General features: G+C 70.4%; 10 protein-coding genes. 8 read left to right on the top strand and 2 right to left on the bottom strand.

Annotation, left to right across the window (positions count from 1 at the left end; genetic code table 11):
* Positions 1–58 precede the first annotated feature (58 nt).
* Positions 59–706, bottom strand: a complete 648-nt coding sequence (locus tag N912_RS49630) for a TetR family transcriptional regulator (protein ID WP_051579684.1) — start codon at positions 704–706, stop codon at positions 59–61.
* A gap of 96 nt (positions 707–802) precedes the next feature.
* On the opposite strand from N912_RS49630, the gene N912_RS0105285 reads away from it, so the two are divergent.
* Both N912_RS0105285 and N912_RS0105280 read left to right on the top strand, forming a co-directional pair.
* Positions 803–2,014, top strand: a complete 1,212-nt coding sequence (locus tag N912_RS0105285; RefSeq protein WP_051579682.1) for a macrolide family glycosyltransferase — start codon at positions 803–805, stop codon at positions 2,012–2,014.
* A gap of 134 nt (positions 2,015–2,148) precedes the next feature.
* The gene (locus N912_RS0105280) at positions 2,149–2,685 is read left to right on the top strand and encodes a DEAD/DEAH box helicase family protein (RefSeq protein ID WP_028921617.1); all 537 of its coding nucleotides are present in this window, start codon (positions 2,149–2,151) and stop codon (positions 2,683–2,685) included.
* A 153-nt stretch (positions 2,686–2,838) separates the two neighbouring features.
* On the opposite strand, the gene N912_RS0105275 is transcribed toward N912_RS0105280, so the two are convergent.
* The gene (locus N912_RS0105275) at positions 2,839–4,662 is read right to left on the bottom strand and encodes a sigma-54-dependent Fis family transcriptional regulator (protein WP_245645183.1); all 1,824 of its coding nucleotides are present in this window, start codon (positions 4,660–4,662) and stop codon (positions 2,839–2,841) included.
* 227 nt (positions 4,663–4,889) lie between these two features.
* On the opposite strand from N912_RS0105275, the gene N912_RS0105270 reads away from it, so the two are divergent.
* From N912_RS0105270 to N912_RS0105245, 6 genes are all read left to right on the top strand, one after another.
* Positions 4,890–6,527 (top strand): ferritin family protein, encoded by a 1,638-nt coding sequence (locus tag N912_RS0105270; RefSeq protein WP_028921615.1) that lies wholly within the window; start codon positions 4,890–4,892, stop codon positions 6,525–6,527.
* Between the two features lie 82 nt (positions 6,528–6,609).
* The gene (locus N912_RS0105265; RefSeq protein WP_028921614.1) at positions 6,610–7,659 is read left to right on the top strand and encodes an FAD-binding oxidoreductase; all 1,050 of its coding nucleotides are present in this window, start codon (positions 6,610–6,612) and stop codon (positions 7,657–7,659) included.
* Complete coding sequence (locus N912_RS0105260; RefSeq protein WP_028921613.1) at positions 7,656–8,855, top strand: ferritin family protein; 1,200 nt, start codon at positions 7,656–7,658, stop codon at positions 8,853–8,855. Before N912_RS0105265 ends, N912_RS0105260 begins: the two co-directional genes overlap by 4 nt.
* Entirely contained in the window at positions 8,852–9,217 is a 366-nt protein-coding gene (gene mimD, locus N912_RS0105255; protein ID WP_028921612.1) for a propane 2-monooxygenase effector subunit MimD, read from the top strand. Before N912_RS0105260 ends, mimD begins: the two co-directional genes overlap by 4 nt.
* Positions 9,218–9,221: 4 nt before the next feature.
* Entirely contained in the window at positions 9,222–10,910 is a 1,689-nt protein-coding gene (gene groL, locus N912_RS0105250) for a chaperonin GroEL (protein WP_028921611.1), read from the top strand.
* 33 nt (positions 10,911–10,943) lie between these two features.
* Positions 10,944–11,972 (top strand): NAD(P)-dependent alcohol dehydrogenase, encoded by a 1,029-nt coding sequence (locus N912_RS0105245; RefSeq protein WP_028921610.1) that lies wholly within the window; start codon positions 10,944–10,946, stop codon positions 11,970–11,972.
* The last annotated feature ends 19 nt before the right edge of the window (positions 11,973–11,991 follow it).

The raw sequence follows: 11,991 nt of genomic DNA, 5'->3' as shown, positions 1-11,991 counted from the left end.
TGCTCCTCATCGGTGCGGTCCTGCCGGAGTATCCGGCCGCGCGCCGGGGGAGCGCTTGTCATTGCGCGCGCGGCTCTTGCGTCTGGCTGTGCACTTCCGCCTCCGGCAGTCCGTACAGACCGATCGCCACCGCGCGGCGCATGGCGTCCCAGAACTCCGGCTCGGGCTGGCCCAGCTCGATGCTCCGCAGCCCGGCCCCCTGCGCGGCGCCGGCGAAGGCTCCGACCACGGCGGCGGCGCTGATCTCGTCGAGCTCGTCCGGGTAGGCGTCGAGCAGCGCCGACGCCATCTCCTGCTGCAGCTTGAACGCGCGGTGCAGCGCCCGGGCCTGCAGCGCCGGCACCGTCATCAGCAGGCGGGCATAGGTCGCCATCACGGCGGGGTCGCTCGGCCCGACGCCGTCGGCCAGGTAGCTGGTCCTCATCTCGTCGTACACGCGGGTCAGCAGGTCCGCGACCGGCTCACCCGGCCGCCGCTCGGCGATCACCCGCAGCGGGACGACGTTGCGTTCCTCGTCGTCGGCGAACAGGACGTCTTCCTTGCTGGGGAAGTAGTTGAAGAACGTCTTGGTGGCCACGTCCGCGGTCGCGGCGATCTGGGCGACGGTGGTCTGCTCGTAGCCCTGCTCGCCGAACAGCTTGATCGCCGTCTCCGCCAGCAGCCGCCTGGTCTGCCGCTTCTTGCGCTCGCGCCGTGACTCCTCCACCAGCCAACCCTACATCAAGGCTAAATTTACATCGCGTGTACGATTTCGTGCTGTGCACGTCGGGCGAGTGAGAGGGTTCGAATGAGTCGAATAGTCATGGCGGGCATGCCGGCCGCCGGTCACGTCAACCCCAGCCTGCCGCTCGTGCGGGAGCTGACGGGTCGCGGCGTCCGGGTGACCTACTACACCGCGAGCGAGTTCCGCGAGCCGGTCGAGCGCGCGGGCGCCGAGTTCCGCCCGTACCCGCCGGGGTCGATCTCGCCGCAGGACATCGCCGAGGCCACCCGATCCGGCAGCAGCGTGCGCGTGGTCATCCGGCTGCTCACCGCCACCGAGTCGCTGCTCCCGTTCCTGCTCGCCGAGCTGCGTGCCGACCGGCCCGACGCCGTCGCGTTCGACTCCAACGCGATCTGGGGCCGGATGGCGGCGGCGACCCTCGACCTGCCCATGATCTCGTTCATGACCACCTTCATGGTGGGCACCGCCGAGCTCAAGGCCCTGAACGCCCACGAGACGGCGATCGCGATGCGGGCGGCCGTGCCGGACCTGCTGCGCGCGGTCACGGTGAAGCGCAGGGTGGTTCGAGAGTTCGGCAAGGACGTCTTCCCGCCCCAGCCGACCCTGCCGATACGCGGCGACGTGACGATCTTCCCGATCCCGCGCTGGCTGCAGCCCGCGAACAAGCTCATCGACCAGCGTTGCCATTTCGTCGGCCCCACCGTCGACCCGGGCACCCGAAACGGACATCTCGACCCCGAGCTGGCCGCTCACCTGGAGGGCCCCGAACCGGTCGTCCTGGTTTCCCTGGGCACCCTGCACGCCGGCAGCGACGACTTCTTCCGCACCTGTTTCGAGGTGCTCGGCGACGTCCCGGCGCGGGTCGTGCTCACGGTCGGCGGCCACACCGACCACGCCCGCCTCGGCCGCGCCCCGGCGAACACGCTGGTCCGCACGTCCGTCCCGCAGCTCGAGGTGCTCCGGCGGACGGCGGTGTTCGTCACGCACGGGGGCATGAACAGCGCGCTGGAGGCGCTCCACTACGGGGTGCCGCTGGTCGTCGTCCCGCAACAGGTCGAGCAGCTGCTCATCGGCCAGGCCGTGGCCGGGCAGGGCGCCGGGCTGGTGCTGCGGCACAACCTGTCGCACCGGCCGGTACCCGGGTCCGAGCTGCGCGACGCCGTCGACCGCGCGCTCACCGACGCGTCGCTGCGCACCTCGGCCAGGGCCGTCGCCGAGACTCTCACCCAGGGCGGCGGGGCCGCGGCCGGCGCCGACGCGGTCCAGGGCCTTCTGGTCGGCGTGCGGTGAACCGCACGGCGGGTGACGCGATCACTGGAATAGCGGCAGAAGAATGCGGGATCGGGCGCTATGAAGATGGCTGTGACTGACAGGGGTTAGAGGCGGAGCGGACGGTTCTCGTGGTATCGAGCACGGGGTAGTGGGTGCACCGGCCCGAGTGGGCGGGGATCGTGCTTGCCGGCGCGCCGGGCGCGGGCAAGCGCACCACGGCTTTTGCGCTCGGCGCGCTGGGCGACCGCTATGTCCGGTTCCCGGCACTGACCACCGGACGCGACGTCGCGCTCGACACCGAGCGCGTCCCGCGCGGCCGCATCACCGAGTTGCGTTCCTGGGCCCAGGTGTTCCACGAGGTCGTCCGGGACGGCGCGGTGCTCGTTCACGACCACGAACGGCTTGGGCGCATCAGGGAGTCCGGCAGGCTCCCGGTCGTGACGGTGGACGCGGTAGCCAGCCTCGACGCCTTCGCCCGCGAGTCAACGCGCTGGCTGCCGGTGCTGCTGCGCTGCCCATACGACGCCGGACGCTCTCGCCTGCCCCGGCGGCAGTGGGCCAGGGGCTATCGGGAACTGGAGCGGGCGCAGGATCGGTTCGCTCTTGCCGTGCGGACCGACCGGCTACCGGTGATGGTGGTCGCGCACCTGATCCACACCGTGGCCCAGGTTGGAGCGGATTCCCTGTGAGCATTCAGCGAGCACCGACGTCCGGCCGCACGTGCTCATACCCGCCAACCTCCTGACGGCCACCTCCCCGCGAGTGGAGCGCCACTGGCACGCCATTCGACGCGGGGCGAGCGGCCCACCGACGATCGCGGGGAGTCGCTGGCGGCCCGAAGGTCAGATGCCGTAGCTGTGGATCTTGCGGTAGATGGTGGCGCGGGACATGTGCAGCAGTTGGGCGGCCTCGGTCTTGTTGCCGCCGGTGGCGAGCAGGGCGTCCACTATCGCGTCGCACTCGAGGGCCTCGAGCCTGGTCAGCACCCGGCGGGTGGTGGCGTGGCACTCCGGCGGCAGGTCGCCCACCTCGACCACCCCCGAACGCCGCTTGGTCGCGATCTTGCGCAGCACCCGGTAGAGCTGCTCGACGTTGCCGGGCCAGCGGTTGCGCATGAGCACCCGCATGGCCGCCGGCGAGCACCGCAGCGGCGCGCCCCTGGCCAGGCGGGCCAGCAGGTGCGGCACCAGCTCGGCGATGTCCTCGAGGTGGTGGCGCAGCGGCGGCACCTCGATCGTGCGCGGGAAGCAGGCGAGCAGCTCGGCGAGGTGGTCGGCGGGCTCGACGTGCGAGGCGGTGGCCACCACCCACGGGCGGGCGGGGTGCGTGGACTCGCGTCGCGGTTCGAGCACCTCGGCCAGCTCGACCGCCGCGTCGGGGGAGAGCCGGTCGATGTGGGTCAGCACCAGCGAGCCGCCGCCTTCCAGCTCGTCGCCCACCTCGTCGAGCCAGCGCGGCCCGAAGTCGGCGGCGTCGAGCACCCGCAGGTGGCTGGCCGGCGAACGACCCTGGTGGCAGGAGCGGGCCAGCGCGACCTTGCCGGTGCCCGGCTCGCCCTGCAACACCACCCACTCGCGGGCGCGGAAGTGCCAGTCGATGGCCTGCACGCACCTCATCCACAGCGGCGTCGAGCCGACCGCGACCGGCCGGCCACGCCGCGGCGGCGCGGCGCCGGCACCGGCCTGCCCGGCGGCGGCGTACTCGGCGACCGGCGCCACCAGCTGCACGTGCAGGACGCCGCCGGTCACCCCGCGCTCGGTGAAGCTGGGCTTGCACAGCACGCGGGCCGTCCGCCCGCTCGGCAGGTCGACCATGATCTGGTGGGTCCGCCCCGAGGCGAGGACGTCGCGCGCGGCGGCGAGCAGCGGCTCCTGGTCGATCGGGTCGAGCAGGTCCCTGGCCCGGTCGCTGATCATCAGCAGGTCCTCGCCGACCGCGAGCACCGCGCCCCGGTTGCGCCGGCACGCCATCAGGTAGTCGTCCAGCAGCGCCCGCTCCCGCCGCCCGGCCTGTTCGAGCAGCGCCTCCTCGATCCGCCGGGCCAGCGTCGCCATGGTCGCCACCATCATGGTGCCGGCGTCGCGCCGCCAGCAGGTCAGGTCGACCACGCCGCAGACCTTGCGGGTGACCGGGTGCCGGATCGGCACCCCGGCGCACGCCAGCTCCTCCAGGTGCTCGACGTAGTGCTCGTGGCCGAACACCTGCGCCGGCCCACCGCTCTCCAGCGCGGTCCCGATGCCGTTGGTGCCGACGTGCTGCTCGGCGTAGCTGAAGCCCGGCGCGAGCAGCACCCGGTCCAGGTGGTGCTCCAGCGTCGAGTCGCCGGTGTGCCGGCGCAGCACGCTGCCCCTGGCGTCGCACACGATGAGGCTGACCGGCTCGGCGGCCAGCGGGCCTGCGACGTCGTGCAGCACCCGGCTGGCCGCGCGGGCCAGCACGGAGTCGAAGTCGAGGTCGGGGGCGTACGGCAGGTCGAGGTGGTCCGACGGCACGTGCCAGTCGCGCGAGCGGCTCCAGGACGCCAGGATCGGCTCGCGGACCACCCCGGGCACGATGCCCTCGTCGAGCAGGAACGAGATCCGGGCGTCGGCAAGCTCGTCGCTGCCGGGTCCGGCGGCGGCCGGTCGGTTCTCGCCGGTCAGGCGGCGCTGGCTGGAGACGGTCACCCGAGTCCTCCCCGGCTGGCGGCGGCGGCCTCGTGAGCGGCCTCGTGAGCACGGCCGTCGCCCGTGGAGAACCACGATAGGGGACCCCGAGCACACCTATGTCTCATATTGAGACCGCCATACGACTGATCCGGCGGTGTGATCTGTCCCACGAGGCGAACGCCCGGGGCTGTCCCGCGCGCGGTCCCCACCCATCATCGTGAGGAGACGACGTGAGTCGGCAGAGTCTGGCGAGGGCTCACCAGAAGATCCAGGAACTTGCCTGGGAGCCGCGGTACCACGAGCCGTACATGAAGTACGGCACCGACTACACCTTCCGGAAGGCCGCCAAGAAGGACCCGCTCAAGCAGGTGCTGCGGTCCTACTTCCCGATGGAGGAAGAAAAGGACAACCGGGTGTACGGCGCCCAGGACGGCGCCATCCGGGGAAACATGTTCCGCCAGGTGCAGGAGCGGTGGCTGGAATGGCAGAAGCTGTTCCTGTCGATCATTCCGCTGCCGGAGATCTCGGCCGCGCGGTCCATGCCGATGCTGTTCCACACGGTTCCGAACCCGGAGCTGCACAACGGCCAGGCAATCCAGATGATCGACGAGGTCCGGCACAGCACGATCCAGCAGAACCTCAAGCGGCTGTACATGAACAACTACATCGACCCGGCCGGTTTCAACAACAGCCTGCGGGGTTTCCAGGGCGACTACTGCGGCACCATCGGCCGCCAGTTCGCCGAGGGCTTCATCACCGGTGACGCGATCACGGCGGCCAGCATCTACCTGACCATCGTGGCCGAGACGGCGTTCACGAACACGCTGTTCGTGGCCATGCCGGCCGAGGCGGCGGCGAACGGCGACTACCTGCTGCCCACCGTGTTCCACTCGGTGCAGTCCGACGAGTCGCGGCACATCTCCAACGGCTACGCCACGCTGCTCATGGCGCTGTCCGACGAGGACAACCGCCAACTGCTCGAACGCGACCTGCGCTACGCCTGGTGGAACAACCACCGGGTGGTGGACGCCGCGATCGGCACGTTCATCGAGTACGGCACGAAGGACCGCCGCAAGGACCGCGAGTCCTACGCCGAGATGTGGCGGCGCTGGATCTACGACGACTACTACAGGTCCTATCTCGTGCCGTTGGAGAAGTACGGCCTGACGATCCCGCACGACCTCATCGAGGAATCCTGGAAACAGATCTGGGAGAAGGGCTACGTGCACGAGGTCGCGCAGTTCTTCGCCACCGGGTGGCTCGCCAACTACTGGCGGATCGACCCGATGACCGACGAGGACTTCGAGTGGTTCGAGCACAAGTACCCGGGCTGGTACAACAAGTACGGGAAATGGTGGGAGAACTACTCGCGCCTCTCGGTGCCGAACGGGCACAACGCGATCGTCGCCGAGGACGTCGGCTATGTCTATCCGCACCGCTGCTGGACCTGCATGGTCCCGTGCCTGGTGCGCGAGGACATGGTGATGGCCGAGGTCGACGGCCAGTGGCGGACCTACTGCCACGAGGTCTGCCGCTGGACCGACGCCGAGGCCTTCCGCCCGGTGTACCAGGGCCGGCAGACGCCGAACATGGGCCAGTTGGTCGGCCACCGGGAGTGGGAGACCCTCTACCACGGCTGGAACTGGGCCGACGTGGTGAAAGACATGGGCTTCGTCCGCGACGACGGCAGGACCATGACCGCCCAGCCGCACCTGGACCTCGACCCGAAGAAGATGTGGACGCTGGACCACATGCGCCGGATGCCTCCGCTGCAGAGCCCGAACGTCCTGCTCAACGAGATGACCGACGCCCAGCGGCAGGCCTTCCACGCGGACTACGTCCGCCAGGGACCGGCCGGGCGCCCGGCACCTTCCGACGCCTGAGCGCGGTCGGGCGAAGGGGGAGGGCCGGGCACGTCCCTCCCCCTGCCCGGGCTGCCCACCACGAGCCGAAGGGCATGGTCCGTTGGGTGACAAGCACGTCGTCCGGTTCGAACCGGTCGGCATCGAGATCGAGGTCGACGAGGACCAGACGATCCTGCGCGCCGCCGCCGAGCAGGGCGTCCAGCTCATGCACGGCTGCAAGGAAGGGCAGTGCGCGGCCTGCAAGTCGTTCGTGCTGGACGGCGACGACATCGAGCTGGAGCGCTACTCGACGTTCGCGCTGCCGGACTTCGAGCGGGACGAGGGACAGACCCTGCTGTGCCGCGCGCACGCCTACGAGGACCTGACCATCGAGCTGCTCAACTACGACGAGGAGATCATCCGAGGCGGCCTGCCGCTCCGCAAAGGCACGGTCGAGGTCGTCTCCAACGAGCCGGTCACGCACGACATGCGCCACCTCGTGGTCCGGCTCGTCGAGCCCGAGGAGATCAAGTTCTTCCCGGGGCAGTACATGGACTTCGTGGTGCCCGGCACGCGGGAGACCCGTTCGTTCTCGATGGCGAACACCCCGAACCGGGACGGCCGCTACGAGTTCGTCATCAAGGTCTATCCCGACGGCCTGTTCTCCGCCCACCTCGACCGCAAGCTCCAGGTCGGGGACCGGCTGGAGGTGGAGGCGCCGTTCGGCACCTTCACCCTGCGGGAGAGCCGCGCCTCCGACCTGCTCTTCGTCGGCGGCGGGGCCGGGCTGGCGCCGATCCTCGGGCTGCTGCGGTCCATGGCCGAGCGCGGCATCGAGCGCGGGGCCACGTTCTACTACGGCGCCCGCACCCGCCGCGACCTCTGCTTCACCGACGAGCTGGCCGAGCTGGGCGCCCGGCTGCCCGGGTTCGCCTTCGTCCCGGCGCTGTCCGAGCCGGCGCCCGCCGACGCGTGGCCCGGCGAGACCGGCTTGATCACCGAGGTCGTCCGGCGGCGCGAGTCCAGATTGGACGGTGTGGACGCCTACGTCTGCGGTCCGCCGCCGATGGTCGAGGCGGCCATCCCGACGCTGGCCGCACTGGGCGTGACCGAGGTTTTCTACGACAAGTTCACCACCACCGGTGATCCGGAAGGCGAGGAAGGCCAGTGACCACAACGCAACCAACAGCCCCACGCCCGGAACGCAGCGTGCCGAAGCCGGCCTTCACCGACGCCGAGGCCGGCGCCCGCGAGTTCCCCGACTCCGGCGCGAGCGCCCGCCGGTACAACTACTTCGTCCCGGCCAAGCGCAAGCAGACCCACTACGAGGACGTCACCGTCGAGGTCCAGCCCGACCCGCGCCACTACCTGACCCAGGGCTGGATCTACGGCTTCGCCAACGGCGAGACCGGCTACCCGCTGACCTGGACGAGGCTCAAGGCCTGGGGCGTGGACCGGCCGGAGCCGGAACGCGGGATCGGCACCGGCGGCCTGTCCGTCCAGGACTGGCCAGCGCACGGCTGGCACGAGTTCCGCGACCCCAACGAGGAGTGGGAACAGACCATCTACCGCTACAACGCCAACGTCGTGCGGCAGCTCAACCAGAACGTGGAGAACGCCCGCAACGCCAAGGCGTTCGAGCTGTGGGCGCCGAACTGGGTCCGGTTCGTGGAGCGCCACGTCGGCGCCTGGATGCACATCGAGCACGTGCTCGGGCTGTACGTGTTCGCCGGGAACGAGCGGTCCGGCCCGACGAACATGCACAACACGGCGATGGCGGTGAACAGCGCACACAAGATCCGCTTTGCGCAGGACCTCGCGCTGTACAACCTGACGCTGAGCGAGGAGATCGACGGCTTCGACGGCACCGCGCACCTCGACGCGTGGAACAACGACGCCGAGTGGCAGGGCGCCCGCCGGCTGGTCGAGGCCCTCACCGCAGTGGAGGACGACTGGGGCGAGGCCATCTTCGCCGCGAACGTGGTGTTCGAGCCGCTGGTCGGCGAGCTGTTCCGCAGCAACCTGGTGATGCAGGCCGCCGCGCCGCACGGCGACTTCGTCACCCCCACCGTGATCGGCGCGGGGGAGTACGACTACGCCCAGCGCGACCTGCGCTGGACCAACGCGTGCTTCGGCCCGCTGGTGACCGACCGCGAGTTCGCGCAGCACAACACCGTGCTGATGTCGGGCTGGCTGGGCAAGTGGGTCGGCCAGGCGCTGCAGGCGGCGCGCACCATGCAGCCGCTGTGGTCGGTGACCGACCACAAGCCGCCGCGTTTCGAGGACGCACTGGACAGGGCCAAGAACCGGTTCGCCGGGATCTGCCGCGATCTCGGCCTCGACACCCCCGAGGAGCTGAAGCAGTGACCACCACAGCGACCAGTCGTTTCCAGGCCAACAGCACGGCCTCCAACATGTGCGGGTTCACGCTGATGAACAGCCAGGTCGGGGTGCTCATCGCGCACGTGCTGGGCCGCCTGGAGAACGTGACGGTCACCGAGCTGCCCTCGATGATCCGCGTCGACGGCCGGGGCAGGTTCGACGTCGTCTACGCGGACGTCGACGAGGAGGCCGGCGAGGAGGAGGGCTGGTTCAACGCCGCCGAGTTCGAGGAGGCGATGTCCACGCACTACGGCCGCATGGTCCACCTGGACGACCGAACGATCATGTTCGCCAACCCGGAGGACGCGGCCGAGCACCTCGACTTCGACCTCAAGCCGGTCGGTTAGCACGATGGCCAAGGAGCTGCGCTTCGGCGAGGAGGGTCGGCGCCTGCTGCAGGCGGGCGTCGACCAGCTCGCCGAGGCCGTCAAGAGCACGCTCGGCCCCAAGGGGCGCAACGTCATCCTGGAGAAGATCACCGGATCGCCCGAGGTCACCAACGACGGCGTGACCATTGCCCGCGAGATCCACCTGCGCGACCCCTTCGAGAACATGGGCGCGCAGCTGGTCAAGGAAGCCGCGGTGAAGACGAACGACACCGTCGGCGACGGCACCACCACCGCGACCGTGCTGGCGCAGGCCATCGTCCGGCGCGGGATGGCGGCGGTCGCGGCCGGCGGCAACCCGGTGCTGATCAAGCGCGGCATCGACGCGGTGGTCGCGGCGCTGGTCGAGCGGCTGGCTCAGGTGGCGCATTCGGTGTCGTCCGAGGAGGACTACGCGCGGGTGGCCGCGATCTCCGCCAACGACGACGACGCGATCGGCCGGGCCGTCGCGAGCGCGCTGTACGCGGTGGGTGAGGACGGCGTGGTCACGGTGGAGGACGCGCCGGTGCCCGGGCTGTCGGTGTCCTTCGTGGAGGACTTCGAGTTCGACAACGGCTACGTCTCGCCGTACCTGGTCACCGACCCGGGCGCCATGGAGGCGGTGGTCGACGAGCCGTACCTGCTGTTCTCCGCCGAGAAGATCAAGGACGTGCAGGCGCTGATGCCGGTGCTTGACAAGATCATGCGCGGCGAGCGGCGGCCGCTGGTGATCGTCGCGGAGGCCGTCGAGGGCACCGCGCTGCAGATGCTGGTGCACAACCACGTCAACCGGACGTTCCAGGCGGTGGCCATCAAGGCGCCCGGGTTCGGCGAGAAGCGCATCCACCTGCTGGAGGACATGGCCGCGCTGTGCGGCGGCTCGGTGCACAGCCGCAGCTCGTCGTTCGCCCTCGAACAGCTCACCACCGAGCACCTCGGCCGGGCCGCCCAGGTGCGGGTGACCAGCGAGAACACCACCATCATCGGGGGGCGGGGAGACCCGTCGGCGCTGGCTACCCGGCTGTCCCAGCTGCGCGCCGAGCTCGCCCGCGCCACCATCGGCACCGACCAGGACTTCTTCGCCGAGCGCATCGCGCGCCTGTCCGGCAAGGCGGCGATCATCGAGGTCGGGGCGGCCACGAACGCGGAGGCCAAGGAGATCCGGCACCGGGTGGACGACTCGCTGCAGGCCACCCGAGCGGCGATCGCCGAGGGGATCGTGGCCGGCGGGGGAGCGGCGCTGCTGCACGCCGAGCCCGTGCTGGACGCACTCGACATGAGCGGCGACTACGGCATCGGGGTGGAGATCGTCCGCGAGTCGCTCACCGAGCCGCTGCACCTGATCGCGTCGAACGCCGGCTACGACGGCGACGACGTGGTCAAGCAGGTCACGGCGATGGGTGTGGACGACGGCTTCGACGCGCTGGAGGGCCGGTTCGGAAACATGATCGAGATGGGCATCGTGGACCCGCTGCGGGTGGTCCGCTCGGCGCTGCAGAGCGGCGCGTCCGTGGCCGGGCTCATCCTGACCACGAACTCTTTGGTGGCCGAGGAGGTCACGCCCTGGAACAAGGCCCTGATGACGGAGTACGGTCCGCTCGATGAGGGCATTCCGCAGCCCTCGCCGGACTCCAGCACCCCGCAGTCGCTGGGCCTGGGCCCGTCGATGGGCTGAGGCCATGTGCACGCGATCGGAGGAGGAGGCCGCATGAGGGCCGTCCGAGTACATCAGTACCACGCCGACCCGATGATCGACGACATCCCGGAGCCGAAGCTCGAAGGCCCCCTGGACGTCATCGTGAAGGTCGGCGGCGCCGGGGTGTGCCGCACCGACCTGCACATCCTCGAAGGGCAGTGGGCCGAGGCGATGTGCCCCGACCTGCCGTACGTGATCGGCCACGAGAACGCGGGCTGGGTGCACGAGGTCGGCGCGGGGGTGACCAACGTGGCCGTCGGCGACACCGTCATCCTGCACCCGCAGCCGTCCTGCGGGCTGTGCCTGCCCTGCCGGGCCGGGCGCGACATGCAGTGCACCGACGCGTTCTTCCCCGGCCTGTCCAACAACGACGGCGGGATGGCCGAGTACCTGCGCACCACCGCGCGGGCCTGCGTGAAGCTCGACCCGAACACCAACCCGGCCGACGTCGCCGCGCTCGCCGACGCCGGCATCACCGCCTACCACGCGGTCCGCAAGGCGGTCCCGGCGCTGTATCCGGGCACCACCGCGCTGGTGCAGGGCGCGGGCGGCCTGGGGCACATCGGCATCCAGGCGCTCGCCGCGCTGACCGCCACCCGCATCGTCGTGGTGGACCGCAACCCGGACGCGCTGGAGCTGGCCCGCCGGATCGGCGCGCACGACGCCGTCCTCGCCGACGGCGGCCAGGTCGACGCCGTGCTCGACCTCACCGACGGCCGGGGCGCGGACGTGGTGTTCGACTTCGTCGCTGAGCAGGGCGCGGAGAACGAGGCGTGGGCGATGACGGCGCCGGCCGGGTCGCTGTACGTCATCGGCTACGGGGGCGAGCTGCGGATCCCGACCCTGGACTTCGTGGCCGGGGAGAAGAACGTGATCGGCAACATCGTCGGCACCTACAACGACCTCGCCGAGCTGATGGTGCTCGCCCAGGCCGGCAAGGTCACGCTGCACACCAAGCAGTACCCGCTGGACTCCGCCTTGGAGGCGCTGCACGACCTCGACGCCGGCCGGGTCAGGGGCCGGGCAATTCTCGTCCCGTAATTCTCCCGATGACGCGAGA

This window comes from Actinospineispora acaciae DSM 45401, from assembly GCF_000620785.1.
Taxonomy (GTDB): Bacteria; Actinomycetota; Actinomycetes; order Mycobacteriales; family Pseudonocardiaceae; genus Pseudonocardia; species Pseudonocardia acaciae.
The sequence above is the reverse complement of the archived record's forward strand: the minus strand, read 5'-3'. Positions and strand labels throughout refer to the sequence as shown.

What these genes read in the sequence shown, in the direction of transcription:
- N912_RS0105285 (WP_051579682.1), top strand. Translation starts at nt 803, where the DNA reads ATGGCGGGCATGCCGGCCGCCGGTCACGTCAACCCCAGCCTGCCGCTC.
- groL (WP_028921611.1), top strand. Translation starts at nt 9,222, where the DNA reads ATGGCCAAGGAGCTGCGCTTCGGCGAGGAGGGTCGGCGCCTGCTGCAG.
- N912_RS0105245 (WP_028921610.1), top strand. Translation starts at nt 10,944, where the DNA reads ATGAGGGCCGTCCGAGTACATCAGTACCACGCCGACCCGATGATCGAC.